Origin of the sequence: uncultured Zhongshania sp. (assembly GCF_963975605.1) — a bacterium.
Lineage (GTDB): Bacteria > Pseudomonadota > Gammaproteobacteria > Pseudomonadales > Spongiibacteraceae > Spongiibacter > Spongiibacter aquimaris.
Genome location: NZ_CAXBHN010000001.1, coordinates 92,952 through 113,198, shown reverse-complemented (window position 1 = coordinate 113,198; position 20,247 = coordinate 92,952). Strand labels below are relative to the sequence as shown.

Genomic DNA, 20,247 nt, shown 5'->3' with positions numbered 1-20,247 from the left:
AATACAAGTACGTTCGCCGACAACTATGGGAAGTCCGCGTAGTTTTGACCGGAACAATGTTTCGCACGAAGCATAGAAGTTATTGCAATTAACCAATGCAAAAAGATCCTGACTCATTAGCGGGGCGGATAGTCCTAATCACATTCGCTACAACGCCAAAAATTTCCAGCTCACTACCGTCACCGACGTCGATGGGCTCATAGGCCGAGTTTCTCGGAATGAGCCTCATCGATGGTTTAAGGGCAAGCTCTTTTACCGTCATCTCTGAATCAAGACAAGCAATCACAATATCGCCATGAACCGCCTTCAATGAGCGGTCTACGGATAACGCGTTATTGGGGTAAATCCCGACATCTATCATCGAGTCGCCCTGGGCACGCACAAAGAATGTCGCCGCAGGGTGCTTGACGCAAAGCTCGTTCAGATCCAAGTGTTCGTTCGATATAATCTTGCGTTATCTCTAGAATCCGGCCTGAGTTAGGCTTCTGTATAGACCGGAAAATTTATACATCTGTAGTTGTCTATGCAACTACAGATTCTCATTCCGATGTTTCAATAGATCAAACACCAGCTTAGAAAATCCAGCAGCTCTTGTCGCGTCCGACAGGAGTTGCAACATCTGGTTTTGGTGAGCTTCGCTGCTGCCTAAGATTGCGTCGTCAATTGCCGTGCTAAAGTCGCCTAGCATGGCTTGTTCTGAGCTATTATTTCTAATTTGCTGCATTACTCGGTCGTTTTCGCTCACCTTGTCGCGAATGGTATAGGCGTAGTTCACCATATCTTTTTCTGTTAATTGGTCAGTAATGAACAGCTCGTTTAAGCGGTTTATCAGCTGTGACAAGAATTCTTCCTTCTTGTCTTTGGCGGTAGCCGTACCTAGGCCTTCTCCCGGGGCTAAATAAGCCGGAGCGCTAGCCTCCATGATCAGGTGCTGCTGTTTGATCTTGGAGAGGCGGTAGTGGCTTAGCTCTACATTACTCAAATCTATGTCGTCTTCATCGAGCACCGCTTCACGCAGCATGGGGCGAAGGTTGCGGGCGTATAGGCTCAGCTTCTCAAGGTCTTTGTTGTCATAATCAACAATCTGCGACATGAACTCGTAGAAGCGCACAAAGGTGCCTAGATCTTTTTTGAATATTTCTAGCGCGTCCTTTTCTCTCTTACAGTCCTTAAAGCTATTCTCAGCGTTGGCAATTAATACCGCGTCATTGGTCTTCTTGGTACGTTCAAACATCATCCGAGCTTGTTTATAGGCCTCTACGGCTGACTTATACCGCTGTGACCATCTTTGTACTGCCGGTTTACAGATATTCGCTATGGCGGCATTACTCTTGTTCTTCACAAAGAACGCATCACAAAACTGCTCCACCTCAGACCAGCTGAATATCTTCGCCTCTCGGAGCTTGTCGAATAACTCAAATATGAGATTGGGGTCAGATACATCGTCTAGCTCAGCCGTTTGATAGTAAGGCTGAAAGGCAGCAAGAATTTCTTCTGAGTCGTTAAAAAAGTCCAGTACAAAGGTGCCTGTCTGGGCCTTGCTGGGGAAAATACGGTTTAGCCGTGACAAGGTTTGTACGCACTCTACGCCGCCGAGCTTTTTGTCTACGTACATGGCACATAACTTGGGCTGATCGAACCCCGTTTGAAACTTGTTAGCGACGATCATTACCTGATAATCGTCACTATCGAAAGCCTTACGCATATCCCGCCCTTTAAGGTTGGGATTCATATTGCTTTCGGTAAACTTGTCGCCAATCAGGCCTGACGAATTCGGATCTTTGTCGGTAAACTCTACCTCACCGGAGAAGGCGACCATGGCAAAGATCTTCTGATAACCTTTTTCAATGATGTACTTATCGAAGGCTAATTTATAGCGCACCGCCTCTTTACGGGAGCTGGTCACCACCATGGCTTTAGCCTGCCCACCTAACAAGCCCATTACATTGTCTTTAAAGTGCTCAACGATTACCTGTACTTTTTGGCTGATGTTGTAGTCGTGCAGGCGCACCCATTGGTTAAGCTTTACCTTGGCCTTTTTACTCTCTACTTCTTGGTCGCTACTGGCTATTTTCATGGCCAGGTTATAAGCCACCTTGTAGTTGGTGTAGTTCTTTAGCACGTCAAGGATAAAGCCTTCTTCAATAGCCTGGCGCATGCTGTACACATGGTAGGCTTCGGGCTTATTGGTTTTAGAGGGCGCTTCTTCTGGCTTTGGCAGGCGGCCAAATAATTCAAGGGTCTTGGTTTTAGGGGTTGCAGTAAAGGCTAGGTAGCTCAGGTTGGCTGAGGCGCGGCGAGACGCTACCGCAGCATCGAGTATATCCTCTGTGCCCAGTTCTTCTTCCGGGTCGCTTGAATCAACCATCAGCACTTCTTTTAGCTGCCTTGCCGTGGAGCCGGTTTGCGAGCTGTGGGCCTCATCGGCAATCACTACATACTTACGCTCTTTAAGGCTGACGCTATTTTCAATGGCCTTTAATACAAAGGGGAAAGTCTGAATTGTAACAATGATAATGGGTTGCGAGTTTTCTAGCGCGCTCGCAAGTTTTTCAGATTTTGAACCATCGCCTTCTTTGTTGTTAATGCGCCCAACAACCCCGTCAGTGTGTTCAAACTGATAGATGGTATCTTGTAGCTGGTCGTCCAGCACGGTTCTGTCGGTAACGATGATCACCGAGTCAAAGTTCTTATTGCCGTTCTCGTCACGTAAGGCTGATAGCTGATGCGCCACCCAAGCAATAGAGTTGGACTTGCCCGACCCTGCGCTGTGCTGAATAAGGTATTTATGCCCCGGCCCTTCAATACGGGCGGCATTAACCAGTTTAGAGACCACGTCCCACTGATGATAACGAGGGAAGATAAGAGTTTCCTTTTTATACTTACGCCCCTCCCAGTCTTCTTTTTCTTCAATCTGTAAGTGCACAAAGCGAGCGAGAATATTCAGCAGGTTATCCGGCAGCAATACCTCATTCCACAAATAGTCGGTGGCATATTGGTTGATATCTGCGGGTACATCATTACCGGCTCCGCCCTCACTTGTGCCTTTGTTAAAGGGCAAAAAATAGGTGTCATTACCCTCCAAACGAGTGGCCATATACACCTCGTATTGGCTCACAGCAAAATGCACCAAAGCACCACGTTTAAAGGTTAGCAGTGGCTCTGGCTTTTTGGTGGTGGGATCGGTCGCAAAGCGAGTGGTTTTATACTGCTTAATGGCGTTGTGCACCGCCTGTTTAAATTCTGACTTTAACTCCAGGGTGACCACTGGCAGGCCGTTCACAAATAGCACCAGGTCAATACGCCAGGGTTTGGCCTTGGTGCCGGTTTCTGTTAAATGTTCTTCAGTGGCCCAGGGGGAGTAAACCAACTCAGGTACTACCCGTAAACGGTTGGCTTTGTAGGCGGCTAAGGTATCTGGATTAAGCTCATGCTCTGGCTTAAACTGGCAAAGGTTAAATCGTGTGCCACGGTCACGCAATTCATGGCGCAAAGCGCCTAAGGTACCAAAGGTACGCATTTGTTTGTTGGCGGCATTGGGGTCAGCTTTATTTAGCTGGGCAGCTACCCGCTCTAAAAAGGTCTGTTCTGCGTTATTTGGGTACAGAGCGGTAAACTTCTGCCATTGCTCGTCCTGTGTCTCCTGTACAAAACCGAGTAGGTCTTCAGGGTATAGGGCCAGTTCACGGTTATAGTTTTCGGGTTTGCCTAGCAGCCATCCGTTGGCGATCAGCTGCGCTATCATATCGTTTTGAAAGGTAAACTCGTTGGCTTTACCGTTCTTAGACATTGTACTCATAAAGCCGTATCCATTTTATATTTGGTTTGATATTTTTGCTTTTGGCTGAAATTTTGACATTAGTTCTTTTACTAACGGGGCTAGTTGTCTATCTACTCTTTTACCAAAAATTAGTTCTTTGACATTAACATCGATTAGCCGACCCTCTTTTGGAAAAACTCTAACCTCCGCTTCATATTCCCAGCATAAATTTTTATGGCGCAATATCTCTTTAGGTTGACTGTTATTAGGCTTTAGCTCTTCAGCAATGTTTAATTGCCCGTTATAATTTACCTCTAATAATTCATCAAAATTACTATTTTTCTTTATTTCAACACCTATACAAATACCTCGGTTGCCGTTTGCATAATGTGCCCACATTAAATCAATGTTTGAAAACTTGCTCAGCGAGCAGAACTTAGTTTGTATTATCTTTTTTTCAAGTTTTGCAATCTCTTGCTTGTCATAACTGTCAGGGTATTTGTAGCAACCTTCCATTGGGTCATTCATCGCTGCATAATTTGCAGTATAAATTCGTGAATTTACCAATATATCGACAAGATGCTCAAAGTTTCTAAAACTTCTGTATTTGTAAAATATTTCACTCATGATGAAAATGGCTTTTCATTTTGGCAGACAAGTTAGCGGGCTTTCTTCGGTTTTTCACTCGGCGACTTCCTTGTTGTTTGTGGCGGCTGGTGCTTTCCAGTTGCTAGCGAGCAAGGCTGCACGAATTCCGCGCACACAGGGAAGCACAGGAGCGGCCTTACCGGTAATAGCGTAATCAAACATTAGGCTGCCTTCCAGTTACGTACATCAATTTTGCCGGTAACGGCGGCGGAGATGAGAGCTGTTCGGCGTTCTTTTATTAAATTGATAGCTGTTTCATTTTTACTTATTAACTCAGCAAACTTATCCAATTCAGAACGAATATGACGACCAATTTCAACTTGCTGACTTTTTGGAGGAATGGGGGCTTGCAATGATTTTACCTGCTCCCCAGTAATCAGAGGTTGGGCGCTTTTACTAGCATAATCATTCAGACGCGCTGCAGTTAAAAGAAAGTATAGATATTCAGTATCAAATTGTGCCCAATAGCTAATCTTCAATGCGTTATCTGTAATCCAGCAAGGCTCATCGACAAAGTGTACATTCCCGCATAATGCTCCAACACGCCCAACTGCAAATGCTTTATTGGTTGTATTTACATTTTGAGTGAACCCCATCGTGCCATTGCCACCTATAACCCGGAATTCGAACTTTCCATATTTAAAGTTTTCAATCTCTGTATTAGATAAACCTTCACCACTCGCGATATTGATAAACCAGCGTAAATTCCCTGTCTCCCAGTGCGCCGGTACTTCCCCTAACCACTCAACACCTGAGTCGCGCATGGGGGCGTTGGGGTTGAGGCCTTTAGTTACGGCATGACTGATAACGGCCTGGCGTTTTTCTTTGAGCAGGGTGATCAGCTGTTGTTGTTTGTCGATCAGGGTGTCGATTTTGGCGGTTTCGTGGTCGAGGAAGTCGTTTATTGTATTTTGTACTTCGATCTTAGGTAATGAAAATTCGAAATTTAAAAATTGTGGTAAGCGCAAAGAATCGACTGTTGATTTAGCATTACCTTCTAATGCAACTTTATAAAAATTATTAGATAGGTAGTAATATATAAAACGACCTAAAACACCACCAAAGTTATTTAACATATAAACTCTTTGATGGTAATCGAATTTACCCTCAATGTAATGGAACACTCTCCCAACGCCTACTCCATCACCTGCTGTTAATACTGCCTCACAATCAGCTCCAAAAGAATTAATACGTTCAACTTTTTGAGAACGCACAAAGAACGGGTACATACCTTCTTCAACTGCATTTTCTGTATTTTTTGTGCCTGTTTGAACTTTACAAATATATTTAAGTTTTTTAATGTCCCAGTCGATAGGGACTTCCCCCAACCACTCAACTCCCGAATCTTTATATTCAGGATAAACCGCATATTTGCCGCTAATGGCTGTTTCTCCAGTCATTAGGAATGCACCTCATGCAGCAGGGCCATGATCTCCGCGCTAACAGCATCCAGGTCGGCATCTATCTCGGTTAAGTCTCTGGGGGGCTGGTACTGATAAAAGTGCCGGTTAAAGGGGATCTCGTAACCCACAATGCCTACCTCCTGATCCTTGGCATCTTTTTTACTGGCATCTATCCAGCCATCGGGTACATGGGGTTGGACTTCTTTAATAAAGTAGGCTTCGTTAAGGGCATTGACTGACTGGCTGGGGTCTAGCGCAACGTTTTCATTGTCGCGCAGGTCGCCGTCTGTTTTGTATTCCACGACTTGCTTCTTGCCCTTAAGCGTTACTTCAAATAAGCCATAAAGGGGATTGGCTTTGGCTGTGTGGACTTTTTTAATCACCTTCTCTGCTGCTGGGTTCTTCCAGCTCACGGCGTCAGTTAGCTGCTTTTTCTCCTTAGTATCAAGGGAAAGGCCTTGAGCTTTGCAGGCGGCTTTTAAGATAGCCTCATAGCCATTCATATCGTCACACTGGGCTGTGCCGATGGCGGCTTGCAGTTGTTTGCCTTTAAGCATGATGTGCTTTTGTGACAACCAAAGTTTACTGTCTAGCAGGTCTTTAATTTGCTTTTCTTTTAAGTCTGTAAAGTGGCTTTTGATATAGGCGCGTATCTCAATAGCCTGCTCCTGCAACACGCCATAATCCATGCAATCAACATCATCAGACCAAGCAGCACCAAACTGCTCATACACCCACTTCATGGGGGCATTGAATGGTTTGCTGGCAAAACGCAGCTCGGCTATGCGCTCGTCACTGAACTGATACGACTCTCGTAAGGGGCGCTCGATGGTAATACGGCGATAACCAAATTCATGGGTAGCGAAGATTTTACTGGAAAAGGTCTTGGCTACTTCGGCTTTGGGGTTAGCCGCCTGACGGCCACGGTTGCTTTTTTGCTCGGCTGGTTTGTCTAACTCGCGGGCATCTACCACTTCAAATGCGCCAAAGCTGCGGGTGATGGTAGCGATGTCCTGCTCGCTCATTTCGTTACGTTTAGAGCCAAGGGATTTACGCATCTTACCGCAGAGATTAACCCCGTTGATTAGCTGTACCTTACCCTTACGCTCAGTGGCTTTCTTATTCGATAGCACCCATACATAGGTAGCAATGCCGGTGTTGTAGAACATGTCAGTAGGCAGAGCAACGATGGCTTCAAGTAAATCGGCTTCGAGTATATAGCGGCGAATTTCAGACTCACCGGAACCAGCACCGCCGGTGAATAAAGGTGAGCCATTGAGGATAATGCCAATACGGCCACCGCCACTATTAGCACTATCGCCAGTACCCTTATCCCGTAACTTGCTGATGAGGTGCAAGAGGAACAACAATGAGCCATCGGATACACGGGGCAAACCTGGGCCAAAGCGCCCCTCAAATCCCTTGATGGTATTTTCATCCTTGATGCTTTGCTCAATCTTCTTCCAATCCACCCCAAACGGCGGGTTGGATAACATGTAGTCAAACTTGTCGCTGTAGAGCTGATCATTAGACAGGGTGTTACCCAGCTTAATGTTATTCACCTCTTGGCCTTTGATCAGCATATCGGCCTTACAAATGGCATAACTCTCAGGATTTAACTCCTGCCCGTAAGCAACCATCTTGGCATCTGGATTAAGTTCGTGCACATATTCCATGCCAGAGGACAAAAAGCCGCCTGTGCCCGCTGTGGGGTCGTATATGGTGCGAATGATGCCAGGTTTGGTTAGTGCATCATCATCCTCCATAAATACCAGGGAGGTGGTAAGGCGCACGATGTCGCGGGGCGTAAAGTGTTCACCAGCCGTTTCATTCGACCCCTCAGCAAAGCGGCGTATCAGCTCTTCAAAGGTCAGGCCCATATCATGATTGGAAATGGCCTTAGGGCTTAAGTCAGTTTGCCTGACCCGCTGCACTACCTTATATAACAAGTTGGCGTCATTGAGTTGGCCGATAAATTCAGCAAAGTTGAAATACTCAAAGATCTCACGGGCGTCTTTAGAGAAGCACTGAATGTAACTTTGCAGGTTAGCCTTAATGCCCGACTCACCCAGCTTAGACAAGTCCATCTTAGAAGTATTAAAAAACGACAAGCCACCGGTTGCGCGTAATAATAGCTTTTCTTGGGCTTCTTCCGGCAGACTCATGGCTTGAATTCTGTCCAGTTCAGCCAGCACCTGTTCTTTAGAGTCTTCTAATACCCCTTCGAGGCGACGCAATAGCGTAAAGGGAAGAATAATACGGCCATATTGGCTCTGTTTAAAATCACCCCGCAGAAGATCGGCGATAGACCAGCAAAATGCAGCCAGATTATTAGGGGTCTGGGTACTGCCGTTTTCACTCATGTAGTGCGTTCCTTGAACAACAAAGGTATAAGCCTCATTGGGTTAAATAGCTGACGCGACATTTGTTCGCTGTGACTGCGGTTGTGGGCAACCAGAGTGCGAAGTGAACATCCTGTCCAACGTGATATGTGTTATTGGCAGCTAAATTAGCTTTTACCGCTCTGTAGGTCAAACACCGGATTAGATTTGTGGTGCTGGTGCCGCGAATTATGGGGCTCTAGTGCTTATAGCGGGCTTACAATACGTTCGGCTTAACGGCGATCGAATGCCTGTTCGAAAATAGCTAACGGTCGTTTAACGAAGATTAAACTGATAATTGGAGGCGGAGGCCGAAAGCACTCACGCGGAAGTGACATAAGCTCAGAAGATAGCAAGTAACTGATGGCGAAAATGCTCTGAAAATGCCAGCTCGCGTTCGCCCCTCTGGAAGTGGAATTCAGTTTCATTAGATTCGGACTCCCCTGACACAAGGGGATGCGCCATTTCCTCCTCGATGGGGCTGTCGCTACCGCTAATTTCTATAGGGGGTCCCACACTAATCATTGATACTGGCTCAACTACTGGCAAAACAGCAAGATCGTGAGGAAGGTCTTCTGCTACCCTCTTTGCAAACTCTGACAAAGAGGATTCTGCAAAGATATACATCCATGCATATTTGTCGACACCATCGATACGACGCAGAATCCTGCCTAAAACCTGTCTAAAATGAAGTTCCGTGCGAATGCGACTTACATGGCAACATACTTGTAGGCGCGGAATATCGGTGCCTTCGGCCACCATCCCAACAGCAACAATCCATCGCTGGCCGCCTTCTCGGAAGTGCTGAATTCGCTTGCGAGCATCTAAGCTATCGCTAGCTACAACCATCGCCGTTTCACCGAGCGCATTTAATATCTCTGCCACCAGGTAAGCATGGTCAATAGTACTGGCAACTACCAGACCGGCAGCATCCGCTATGTCTCCACGCAGTTCACTTAACTTGTTATTTGCCAATTGCAGCATGTGCCGCAGCGCCGGCTCATTAATCAATAAATCTTGGTAACTTACTACTGGATCTTTGAGCAAGCTCGATATGCTTTCGAACGTTTTTACCTGACAGTCACCAGAGTTTGAGACCGTGAGCTGCACATCGCCATTGTCGACCAGCATTATCCGAGGTGACCGACATACTTCCTCAACAACAGCATCTGCCAAGCTATAGCGAAAGTCACAAATCAGCCTTCCTTCAGGCGTGGAATACCTAGCCAGAGCGATACCCATTTCGTCGGATCGCCAAGGGGTCCCTGAAAGACCAACAGTATACGCTGCACCTTCTTGAACCCTTTTTACAATTAACTGCCCCCATAGATTCGAAACGCCAGATTCTTGAACCGCACAATGGTGAATCTCATCAAAGATTGCTAATACGCGATAATTATAGAAAAGCGACCAGAAATCATCGCTCAAATAGTCCATAGCTTGATATGTGAGCGCTGTACCGGAGGCACCTAACAGTCCATCAAACTTACCGCCAACAACACTCTCCAGGGTCGCCCTAAAGCCTTGCACCACTTCCCTCGACGGTGCAAAACAGACAACAAGGTCGATCATCCCTGTTTCGAACATTCTTTTTGATAGCTCGGCAGACATCCTGGTTTTTCCGGCTGCTGGCGTTGCTTGGCAAAAAAAATGGCGCTGTCCGTCGTTGAAATGATCCAATGCTTTACCAACGCACTCAGATTGCCAACGCCTCAACATTTTTAAGTAGCCCGGAGAATTTGTAGCGTATTTTCTACAGCCCTGAAGTGTCCAATCAGCTTTGAGCTCCGCTCTCTAGCTGACTCGAGACAGTCTTTCAGTTTCGGCCGTAGCTCGGGAATTTCAGACATTAACAGATTATATCGTTCAACCTCACCCATACTGGCATGCATATCTAGCTCAAGCTCCTTTAGCTGACCGTGGAGCGCACCGACATGGCTAGCAATAGGGCTCTGATGCAGATCTACCACCAAATCAGCTGTATTGGTTGGAAGTTTCTGATGAAATTTACCAACTACTAGCTCAATCTCCAGATCACTCGGCAAGTCACCCAAGTGATAAACCTGTCCACGCTTTTTTCTCTCTCCGTAGAGCGTGACCCAACCTGATTTCAGCATCTTTCGGATATATTCATATACATAAAGCCGTACGTCCTTGAGAAGAACCCCTTCAATACCATCCTTAATCAGCTGAGACGCGTAAATATCCCTCAATGCCTCGGTCGTAAAGTTTGCATCCTGAAAGGTGTTTAGAACTTTATACAGCGACTGATCAATCACGAAACTACGCTTTGCCATCTTAATCCTGCAAATAAAATAGCGGATTATAGTCCGTGGCCATATAAGCGGCAACAGAAGATAGTCAGACCTTAACTATCGTTGAGGACTGTATGCCGTCTTTATCAATAACCTTGGGTGCCAAAATTAGGGCTATGAGGAACAGAAAAGGCTTTTCGCAAGACGGATTGGCGCTTCAATGCGGCCTAGATCGCAGCTATATGGGCAGAATTGAGCGCGGCGAAGTGAATATAACGGTGGAAAAACTGTACCAAATATCAGAGCTGTTGGATTGCGAACCAGCTGACTTGCTGCCAAGAGTCAATGAGGTAGACCGGAGTGCTAGAAGCTAACGATTACAGTTCATAGTATCCCGAGTTTTCTCTTTATATCTAACGGCAACTGATCGAATACGTGTGACACCAACTCTTGGACTTTTAACTCTTCAAGCTCAGATACTCGACTTTTCAACTCAGCATTTTTCGTCACCAATTCATCTTTAGAACTACGAATTGTTCCTCTAGACTTGGATTTTTCGGCCCTTGCAAGAACTTTATTCTTAAATTCTTCCAGCTCGGTATTAATCTCGTCTAAATACTGCTTCAACGAGTTAGAGAAACTGGAGCTATTGAACAAAGAGCTTCTATTCATGTTCAGAGCCTTGGCGATATCAGACCCTCTTATCTTGTACGTCCCGTTTCTCGTATAATCAGTTGGCCTATTATGCGCTTTTATGTACTCAATTTTTTCCAAACGCATATCGTGAATTAGTCGCCATGCGGGATAACTCCCATTTTCCTTAGTCACCCATCTCGGCAAGCCTTCATCATTATCGTTTTCACCCCTGGATTTTTCTTCAAAATAACTAAGCATATTACCTAAGCCTCTTCGCTTTGGAATTCTTCCAACAACGCTTCCAGTTCTGACAGGGCCTCATGCCCTTCTTCAATTTCTTTTACACGAGCTGTCGCTTTCTTGATGAGATCAAATGAAGCTCTCCTAAGCATCATAGGCACATCGGGATGTCTCAATGTAACAGCATGTGCCTGCACATGTAGCAGCATCCAGTCCAAATTTTCACTTGCCATCAAGTTGTTGGGACAACCAATACATAATTGCGGAGATGCATTTTTCCTATTTGGAACTCCGTCAACAGCGCACTTAGCTTTACTCATTGTCCGCCTCTTTAGAAGACAATAGCCCCAGGGGTTGGCCGTTATATCCAATATCTCATTTTCAACAAGCTCTTTCGCTATAAGGTCGCTTTCAGAATAGCTTCTAACCGATGTTAACCAAGTCAATCGCTGCATCCACCGATGGAATTGCCCTCCATAACCAACCCCCTTCTTATTAAGGTAACCTTGTACTAGCGAACTTATAACATTGTATTTTGCTTTTTCATGTAAAACCCTGTTGCTTTTATTCTCAACATAAGCCACCCACATTCTTCGGCTCACATGCTTGAACACACTCCGAATCATCCATCCGACGTCACCATCAAACCTTCGATATACTGCTTCTGCCCATATGTGCCTGAAGGAATGTGGATTCGGGTAAAGCTTTCCCTCTAACACAAATGAACTGACATACTTGATCACACTAGGTACAGTGCAATCGCTATCGCTTAATTCTGCAATATACTTTTTCGTATCCGCTGGTAGCTCCCTGTTTAATAATGAAGTCCATTCCGGATTAAGTACGCCGTCTCTATATTTACGAAGCCAGTCAATTTTTCCCCGATTTTTTCCCCCATAGTCACTAAATAGGATAGCCGGAAGCTCTAAACTAAACCGGTCTCTAGCCTGCCTCAGGCATGGATCAACGACAAACTCCCTCCAAAACCTAATAGGTTTTGCTGCCACGATCTTCGCATACTGACGTTTTTCTCGCTCCGTTAGACCCCCACGCTTCTTTTCAAGCTTTTCCCATTGTTCGAAGATATCTAACTCTTTAAATCTCCTATAGTTACCAACGAAATGCTCCCAAGGTTCACATAGCGCTCTCCGTATTTGTTGGCCATTATCTTTACTAGTTGCGGTTCTTCGAGCGGTTTTATATAAGCACGGACTATTCGGCTCTGGAGCATGTGACATACTTATGCGCTTTAATACGGTATAGGCATAGAAGGTAATCTCCCTATCTTCTTTTTTCTTTCCATGAGTCTTCGGAATGACCCAGTTGACCTGGTACCGATAGGGAAAGGAAAATTGGTCAAACTTATCCGTATTGCGAATTCGTTGCACTTGCCCGATAGGAAAAGTGAATTCACTTTTGCGCCATCCATTGAGTGCCACAAAAACTACAACTCCTGCTGATCTAATCAGTAGCGGCAGCTGTCTAGGAAATGAATTTGCAGCATCCTTCTTTGACGTGGGCCTTTTTAAGCCGATAGCAAGGTAATCATCCTCACATGGCACTTTAAGCTTTTCTTCCGGTATGTCGTAAATAACCTTATTGAAGTTGTCAAAAAAGACTTGTGGGGGCACATATGGATCAAACTCCGTGACTAATTTTTCTATATCTCTTTTGCTTTCTCCAATAGTGTAATGCCAAGCTATGACCTGCATACGGTCGATAATGTCTTGACTAGCCTGTAATCCACATTGATTAACCAATGCAATTATCTTTTCAAAATTAAAGATATTCTCTACAACAAGCGCATCCCGATAATGCCGTTTGAATGTTTCTGAAACTGCTTCACATACACTCTTTATTGTAGATAACCCTGTAGCAGATTTTGATTGATTAATCTCTTCCGGGGAATGACCTTGAAGAACCTTAGGGAGCAAATCTGTGACAGTACTTGTTTTGTATCCCAGTTTTTCGGCAACCTCTGATGCTGAACGATAGGTGCTCTCAATCGCTGTGACTAAAGCGATGTTTTTTTCAAAAATATCAATACAGTGCTCGATGTAATATTTGCCATAATCCAGAGTTAAATTATCTAAAGTACCTCCAGCAATCCAATCGGCATAGCTCAGTTCATCATCAGTCAATTCAGAGATCAGGCCTTTAAGCATTTTCCTATAATTTGATTCTGTAAGGTCCCTAGAAATAACGTCTAACCCTACTACAAAGAAAGCATTTCTAAGCTCATCCAAAGGAAACATTTGGTTTAGGTTAGCGCCCGAACTCAGCTTCGGCGATCTCACGGCATTACCGTTAGTCCAAGTATGCGTAAGCAAGAAGGTTATATAATCTGCAATATTCTTCTTGGACAAAATTTGAATATCTAAATTCGACATTGCGCCCCAAAATCGCTCAAGGATCCGATATTTAATTTTATAATCTTTCAGCTGGCAGCCTTCAGCCAACAGGATCCAAACTTGTTTTGTACATTTCTGTAGATCAGCTAAATCACAGTTAGCGTGTGAGACGTATAAACTCTGTGCCTGAGTTAATTGGCTAAAATCTATTGTAACCTTTTCTTCCTCTGTAGCACTGAAGATCCATACATCCTCAGAAAACACATTTCCCCCCGGTTCCGATAGCAAGTTAAACACCCCCTGAAAGTCATGGTTGAAAGGAGTTAGTTGACCTTGCTTATTTGTCGATATTGTCATTCGAGGGATTCCAAAAGATGGTCAAACATTGGGGGGAGACTTTTATATATTTTTCTATATAACTTTTTAGCTGTAGCTGCAGACTTCATTTTACCAATTAGTCCAGAGAGCCATTCGATTTGAACAATCAACTTTTCTTCAACCAACTTTGGTCTTCGGGAACATAGCTCTTTGTAAACTCGTTCGAACTCCGTAAGATAATGTATGATTAATAATGCATTTTCTTTGCTGTCGATTACTAATATTTCATCACCATAATCTTCGGTCGAAATGATTTTATGCAGCGGTCGTATGTTAATATCTTCGTCATCAGTTTCGGACTTCAAGCGTGTTTTAACATCTAGGGTTGTAATAGATGAACTGATCGAGTCGACGGATGGATTAAATGCCGCCGCCTTCATATCATTGAGGACTAATCTCGTTATTCTTCCAGCTCTGTTTATAAAATCTCTATTCGAATCTGTCAGATAATTTAGTTTTTCTGTTGTAGACGTATGCGAATTATAATTGATAGGGTCTGATTCCCTATAACTATCTGAAGCAGCATGAACGGCTGTGTTTTTTATATGGGCCAATGAAAAAAGAGACACTGCAAAAGTGTTCTGATCACTTTCGTAATAGTCTTCAACCGACATCCTCATGCCTTTATCAGCGCGATAATCACTAAAAGAATATCCATTTTCTATCAGCGCGAAAAATGCACGTATGAATATATTTGTTGATCCATTTTTTAGATGTTCCTGATCTATGATTTTTCTTATGCTTGGTTGCGCCCAAATCCTTATCAAGAGTCGCAGGATCCTGTTTTTATATCCCTCACCATACTGCGTAATCATCGTATATTTCTTTTGGGTGAATTCGATATTAAATAATTTATGCGTTCCGCTTAATCCGTCTAAATAACTATTTAAGGCCCTTGCCCAAGGTTGGGAGGCGACCAGAATGGCGGGCTCCTTTCGTCTCCCAGACCTCCCTTTGTAGTATTGACATTGGGCGGCTATTAATCGGCCGGAATTTGAATACTCTCGCGCATAATCACTCGACTTCAGCTTTGCGATATCTGCTGGTTGAATCGTTTCACATGCACATAGCCATGCCATCAACATTTGCTCTAAGTAGGTGTAGGTTTCTTGAAAACCTGGGTCGAAAAGCAGTGGTTTAAGCCATATATTTCCAGATCTTCCATCGATGTTATCGTTCGGCGAGAATTTTATAACATCATCATTTGATTTAATTTTTTCGATGAGATATTCGTGGAATTGCGGCTTCACCATGTCCACAAACATCAACTTTGTTAGCTCGTTCGCAGGACAGCCCTTACTGTCAAATTTTGCCGCGTGCGCAAATAGCCGGGGGGCCCACTCGTAAAACCACTCTTTGCTTACTTTAGAGAATGTTAGAGTGCTTTCATCTAGTCGTTGCTGTCTTGCTTTTAGAATAAACTGCAGCGTAACTGATACAGTAATACGAAAACTCAATGCGATTTTTTTGGAGCTTTCCAAACTGAGGTACATTTCCTCGCCGATTACCCTCCGTAACCATGGCGAACTAAACCAATCGGATAGCGTCTTCTGATGTGGTGTATGGTCAATTTTTCTCGGCGTAGATAGCTTTACAAGTTGAGCTACGTATTGCGCCTCTTCGGCGGTTAGCTCTTCACTCGTCAAACCTTCCTTCAGCATGAAGTTAAGAATAGACAAATTACTGTACTTCATACCCTCTTCGTCTAGAAGATATGATTCAAAATCTTTCAAATATTTATAGTTATTTTTCTTTGGGTATGGTGATTTTGTGAGCGCTAACCACTCACAAAAGGTTTGGGCCAGTCTAAAATATCCAATCTGAGTTTGCCTCAACAAGCTGGAAAACCACTCACTTCTGATTATAGCTTCCCGTAAGGATAAAAATATGGCTCTTCTATCACGATGTCTCCGATCGACCCTTATTACATAGGAAATATTCTTACCTGGAGAACATACAATCGTATTTTTATCGTGGCGTACAAATTGACGGTTCTCGTCTTGCACTAACAAGTCATCAAAAGACCTACTTCGCTCTTCAACACTGATTTTTCCTTCGTCCATTAAAATGCGCTCGTAGTTTTGTGATTCAACGCTTCTAATTCCTTCATCTGAACAAATAAGCGAATATACTTCGCTGTCACGGAAGCTGGTCTACCGTCAAGTCCCAGCGCATGTCCTAGTCGGAGAGCTACTTCCAGCAGTGCCGCAGATTCTGATCGAGTTTCGTTTCCTTCATTATCTAGCAACATCGAATAATAGAGTTCAGTTGCAAATGTGTGTCTCAGATCGTGGAAACAAAACTCTTTCTTAAGAGCGATTTTTTTCGATATTCGCCTGAAGACATTTGATGCATGTTGCTTCGTAATCCCGGTTCCCTTAAAGCGATGATCTCTACGCACGAAAAAGCTATCTTCTGGTGTCCCCTTATTGGAGACTAATTGCTTTCGTTCAGTCTCAAAATATCTCCTCATGTCCTCCAATAGATCTCTACTAAAATAGATGAATCTAGACTTTTTCCCTTTCGTATATCGCGCATTTAATTGGTATTGAAAAAAATCTACATGCTTAAAATTTGGGTCTTTCAGTTGGGTAAAAAGGAAGTCCAAACCATTTTTACCCGTCATACGTATCCCCTGTAATTCACCACTCCTCAAACCTACTTCGAACCCCATTTTCACGACTAGTTTGTCGGCTAAGGTTTCACAGGCACTTAAAAGATCAACTCGAGATGACTTTGTCAGATATTGAATGTAATGCTGCCTCGTGCTTTTTTCGGCTACTTTTTGCCTTGTTTTTCTATAAATGCGTATATCTTTAAATCCCGAATAGCCTAGATAGGAAAGCCAGTTAAAATATGATTTCAATGCAGCATGATTCACATTCAAAGACTGTTCAGATTCTAATCGCTCAGGAATGATTTCATTTAGATAATAATTTATGAATTTGGTGCTACAGCTAGAGGAACTATGCATACCCGGGGTTTTATATTCTTCTTGACAAAAATCCAGGTAGCGCAAGAACTTTGAAAGGCAATATACGTAGCTCCTTATCGTCGAACTGGATACAGCCTTTTCCTTAAATTTTCTCGCCCTCTCCCCGGTACTCAACACACCCATTTCGTCAATATCAAAAACCTCACCAAAGTTTGATAAATGTGTTGTATAGAGAAGCGGGAGGATTGGCGGAGAGGAAAACTTATCTAAGATAACCCATAGCTCGTCAAAAACATGGTCGTTATAAGAAAAGTTCTTTAACTTCATCACGGAGGGATTCATAGCTGTCTACTGCCAAGGCACCAACCTCATAATGCCACAGCCGCGAAACATAGCAACATATTCCTTATATTATTTGTATATTAGGAAAAAGGCAGCAAGTGCTCTTCGCGAGGATGGCTAAATCTCGCCTGTGGCGCCGTCGCCCAATTGATTAAACGACGCTCACGGTCGCTTGGACTTATGACTCTGTCCGTGCAGGTTTCGACTAGCCAGTCATCAAATTCAACAGCGCGCGCCGCCGCATCTACGTAAGAAAATGCCCGCAGATTGTGAAAGGACAATCCCGAGCCTATAAGTAACACGTTTTGTTCCCGGAGCTTGCGCAAAGCGCGGCCCATCGCAATATGCGCGGCGGGGTCGAGAGACTTTAACAAGGACAGCTGAATACAGGGGATGTCGGCCGCGGGGTACATCAAGGTCAGGGGCACATACATACCGTGATCAAAACCACGCGAGGGATCAATCCGCACCGGAATTCCAGCTTCCTCCAATAAGTCACGAACACTCTGGGCAAGCGCAGGGTTTCCGGCAGCTGGGTAGCGCAGCGCATAACTTTCTTCGGGAAAGCCGTAATAATCAAAAATCAAATCAGGCTTCGCTGCCCCTGTCACAGAGGCTTGATCAGCCTCCCAGTGTGCACTCACCAAGACAATGGCCGAAGGGGCGCCCAATTGCGGCGCGACTCCTTTTAAAAATGCGCTAAGCTGGCGGTGCCCCGGATCCCCTAATAAGGGTAAAGGGCCGCCGCCATGAGGAATAAACAATACGGGGGCAAGCGCTGAGCCCGCCGCCGGAGGTTCTGAGCTTATGTGTGCCACTGGGTTTTACCCACCATTAATATTCACTCCATGTCAGCGCCGACGCGGTCAGGGCTGACTGCCAATGCGCCATCATTTGCTCGCTGTAAGCCACCAGGATAATTTCGTTAACGGTGGCGTTATCCTCACACCCCATGACACTGTCATTGATGGCCGCAACGGCGACGCGCGTAGCCGCTTCGTGCGGGTAACCATACACTCCGCAGCTAATAGCAGGGAAAGCGAGACTTTTTACCCCCAGCTCATTTGCGATGTCTAGGCAGCGCTGATAACACGAGGCCAATAACGCGGGCTCATTCTTTAATCCACCTCGCCAAATAGGCCCGACCGTGTGAATTACAAACTTGGCAGAAAGCAAAAAACCCGGACTAAATTTAGCATCGCCCGTGTCGCAGCCACCCAGCCCGCGACAATAGCTCAATAACTCCGGACCCGCCGCGGCGTGAATTGCGCCATCGACACCACCGCCGCCCAACAGGCTATTTTTTGCAGCGTTCGCAATAGCGTCTACACGCAAACCACAAATATCCCCTTTGAATAACTTAAACTTCGTCACTGACCGCACTTTCAATAAATTCATCACGCTTCATATACATCAGCAGGGTTTGATAAACCTGCGGATCGTTCAATAAATCCATATGATTTATGCCCCGTGCAAGCCAACAATTTTCTGCGGCAAAACCCATATCAGCGTTCGGCTTTTCATGGCGCCCCAGCGCGCTAGCAACCGTCACCAATCCATCCCCAAGCACGTCGTCACTAAAATTCACCGCGTCGCCAATCGTCGCCGCCGCAATCGCATAGCAGGGAACCTTTTCGGGTATGCTCTGCAGGCAGCGCTGATCACCGGCCATCGCAAATCGATCACGATTATTCCAATCTTCATCAATAATATTACCGTAGCGTAGATCGGTAATGCCGCTGCTGCGGATTTTTGCCAAACGCGCGAAAGGTGCACTGAAGGGGTTGCTGTCTAAAATCACGTCGATCCAATTGCCACCGCGCTCAAGCAAAGCGCCATGGTGGGGCGTACCTAGACAAATTAATTTGCGCAGCTGCGCGGGCCAAGTGTGACCGCCCTGCTCCCCGTAATAGTAGGAACTGCGCGACACCAAGCCCCCCATGCTGTGAGCAATAATATAGAGCTCCGCACCACTTGGAGAGTGTGATGACAAAGTCTGTAAAAGATCCGCTAACTGACGCCCGTTCTGCGATACATGCAAGCCAGAGTTATAGCGGAGGTAAATAGGTGTAATGCCGAGATCCCGCGCCAGAGCTTCGCCATGATCGTGGCCGCGACGCAGCCACTGCAAATCATTCATACATAAGCCGTGGATAAAAATAGCAACTCGACCACCGGCTTTAGTCATAAACTCGGCAGTATCTTCGACTGCCAACTTCTTGCCATTGCTTCGTAGACTCATCGTAATGGCGAGGGGATTTCGCTTGTCGTTTAAGTGATCACCCAAGACGCCGTTTAAAGCCGACACTACCGCACCGTGCCCTGGCGAGCGATCCTGCTCGCCAATGGACTCCGTCAAATGTCGTATCAACGCCTCTAAGCCCAAACCAACTAGGCCGTTTATGCCCCTGATACTGCGATACACCAAACCGGTAATGCCACGAGTGCGCGGCGTAGGTTTCGTATTAGCGCCCGGGATCGAGTCAGTAGCGGAGTCTGCCGAATCTAAAGTGCCACCCAAATTTAGAATCGCGTGATGTAAACCTTCGGCAATATTAGTGACACCGGAAATCGCGTCGATGGTTAGGCGACCGACACCAAGAAGATCTTTAGAGTGGCTTACTAGGGTCTGTTGCCGTTTCATCACCACCCCTGCTGGAGGTCATTTTTCCGTCTGGCAAGGCAGAAGGAGCGCGGTTTGGTGGTTCCAAATAAGCGACTGATAACGCCGCTAGACGGAAAAATGGCCCCAGCGGAACGCCGCCCGGCCCTTTGGGTTGCGCCTGAAAGCGTGCCACTTGTCGTTGCTCCTCGCTCATTTGGAACCACCAAACCACACTCGTCGCGTCTAAATTGGCGCGCTTTCAGGCGCAACAGAGGAGGTGATGAAACGGAAACAGACCCTAGGGGGTTTTGCA

The 20,247-nt window shown here is 45.3% G+C and carries 16 protein-coding genes and 1 pseudogene; 1 reads left to right on the top strand and 16 read right to left on the bottom strand.

All coding sequences use genetic code 11. The features are described 5' to 3' along the window. Positions 1 to 88: 88 nt before the first annotated feature. The 8 genes and pseudogenes from umuD to AAC007_RS00480 all read right to left on the bottom strand — a co-directional run. Positions 89 to 436 (bottom strand): annotated as a pseudogene (gene umuD / locus AAC007_RS00515) (translesion error-prone DNA polymerase V autoproteolytic subunit); the annotation flags it as partial. 93 nt (positions 437 to 529) lie between these two features. Then, positions 530 to 3,799 (bottom strand): DEAD/DEAH box helicase family protein, encoded by a 3,270-nt coding sequence (locus tag AAC007_RS00510; RefSeq protein WP_339673938.1) that lies wholly within the window; start codon positions 3,797 to 3,799, stop codon positions 530 to 532. A 15-nt stretch (positions 3,800 to 3,814) separates the two neighbouring features. Further along, complete coding sequence (locus AAC007_RS00505) at positions 3,815 to 4,387, bottom strand: DUF2971 domain-containing protein (protein WP_339673937.1); 573 nt, start codon at positions 4,385 to 4,387, stop codon at positions 3,815 to 3,817. A gap of 54 nt (positions 4,388 to 4,441) precedes the next feature. After that, positions 4,442 to 4,570 (bottom strand): hypothetical protein, encoded by a 129-nt coding sequence (locus AAC007_RS00500; RefSeq protein ID WP_339673935.1) that lies wholly within the window; start codon positions 4,568 to 4,570, stop codon positions 4,442 to 4,444. Continuing rightward, entirely contained in the window at positions 4,570 to 5,808 is a 1,239-nt protein-coding gene (locus AAC007_RS00495) for a restriction endonuclease subunit S (protein WP_339673933.1), read from the bottom strand. The genes AAC007_RS00500 and AAC007_RS00495 overlap by 1 nt, the downstream gene beginning before the upstream one ends. Further along, positions 5,808 to 8,174 carry a class I SAM-dependent DNA methyltransferase gene (locus tag AAC007_RS00490; protein ID WP_339673931.1) on the bottom strand — a complete coding sequence of 789 codons (2,367 nt, stop codon included), beginning with the start codon at positions 8,172 to 8,174 and terminating at the stop codon, positions 5,808 to 5,810. The genes AAC007_RS00495 and AAC007_RS00490 overlap by 1 nt, the downstream gene beginning before the upstream one ends. A gap of 360 nt (positions 8,175 to 8,534) precedes the next feature. Further along, the gene (locus tag AAC007_RS00485; protein WP_339673929.1) at positions 8,535 to 9,911 is read right to left on the bottom strand and encodes a DEAD/DEAH box helicase family protein; all 1,377 of its coding nucleotides are present in this window, start codon (positions 9,909 to 9,911) and stop codon (positions 8,535 to 8,537) included. 2 nt (positions 9,912 to 9,913) lie between these two features. Then, the gene (locus AAC007_RS00480) at positions 9,914 to 10,489 is read right to left on the bottom strand and encodes a hypothetical protein (RefSeq protein WP_339673927.1); all 576 of its coding nucleotides are present in this window, start codon (positions 10,487 to 10,489) and stop codon (positions 9,914 to 9,916) included. 92 nt (positions 10,490 to 10,581) lie between these two features. On the opposite strand from AAC007_RS00480, the gene AAC007_RS00475 reads away from it, so the two are divergent. Beyond that, positions 10,582 to 10,821 (top strand): helix-turn-helix transcriptional regulator, encoded by a 240-nt coding sequence (locus tag AAC007_RS00475; RefSeq protein WP_339673925.1) that lies wholly within the window; start codon positions 10,582 to 10,584, stop codon positions 10,819 to 10,821. A 10-nt stretch (positions 10,822 to 10,831) separates the two neighbouring features. Here AAC007_RS00475 and AAC007_RS00470 read toward each other — a convergent pair whose 3' ends face one another. The 8 genes from AAC007_RS00470 to AAC007_RS00435 form a co-directional block, all read right to left on the bottom strand. Beyond that, a complete protein-coding gene (locus AAC007_RS00470) occupies positions 10,832 to 11,341 on the bottom strand; it encodes a hypothetical protein (RefSeq protein WP_339673923.1) in 510 nt (169 codons plus the stop codon). A gap of 5 nt (positions 11,342 to 11,346) precedes the next feature. After that, positions 11,347 to 14,031 carry a hypothetical protein gene (locus tag AAC007_RS00465; RefSeq protein ID WP_339673920.1) on the bottom strand — a complete coding sequence of 895 codons (2,685 nt, stop codon included), beginning with the start codon at positions 14,029 to 14,031 and terminating at the stop codon, positions 11,347 to 11,349. After that, positions 14,028 to 16,115, bottom strand: coding sequence for a hypothetical protein (locus AAC007_RS00460; protein WP_339673918.1), 2,088 nt, complete (start codon positions 16,113 to 16,115; stop codon positions 14,028 to 14,030). Before AAC007_RS00460 ends, AAC007_RS00465 begins: the two co-directional genes overlap by 4 nt. Next, positions 16,115 to 17,329 carry a site-specific integrase gene (locus tag AAC007_RS00455; protein ID WP_339673915.1) on the bottom strand — a complete coding sequence of 405 codons (1,215 nt, stop codon included), beginning with the start codon at positions 17,327 to 17,329 and terminating at the stop codon, positions 16,115 to 16,117. The genes AAC007_RS00460 and AAC007_RS00455 overlap by 1 nt, the downstream gene beginning before the upstream one ends. Positions 17,330 to 17,409: 80 nt before the next feature. Beyond that, complete coding sequence (locus tag AAC007_RS00450) at positions 17,410 to 18,147, bottom strand: class III extradiol ring-cleavage dioxygenase (protein ID WP_339673912.1); 738 nt, start codon at positions 18,145 to 18,147, stop codon at positions 17,410 to 17,412. Positions 18,148 to 18,163: 16 nt separating this feature from the next. Beyond that, positions 18,164 to 18,703 carry an O-acetyl-ADP-ribose deacetylase gene (locus tag AAC007_RS00445; protein ID WP_296433938.1) on the bottom strand — a complete coding sequence of 180 codons (540 nt, stop codon included), beginning with the start codon at positions 18,701 to 18,703 and terminating at the stop codon, positions 18,164 to 18,166. Next, positions 18,690 to 19,973: a hypothetical protein gene (locus AAC007_RS00440; protein WP_339673909.1), complete on the bottom strand. Its 1,284-nt coding sequence runs from the start codon at positions 19,971 to 19,973 to the stop codon at positions 18,690 to 18,692. The genes AAC007_RS00445 and AAC007_RS00440 overlap by 14 nt, the downstream gene beginning before the upstream one ends. Continuing rightward, positions 19,939 to 20,148, bottom strand: a complete 210-nt coding sequence (locus AAC007_RS00435; RefSeq protein WP_339673906.1) for a hypothetical protein — start codon at positions 20,146 to 20,148, stop codon at positions 19,939 to 19,941. Before AAC007_RS00435 ends, AAC007_RS00440 begins: the two co-directional genes overlap by 35 nt. Positions 20,149 to 20,247: the final 99 nt, after the last annotated feature.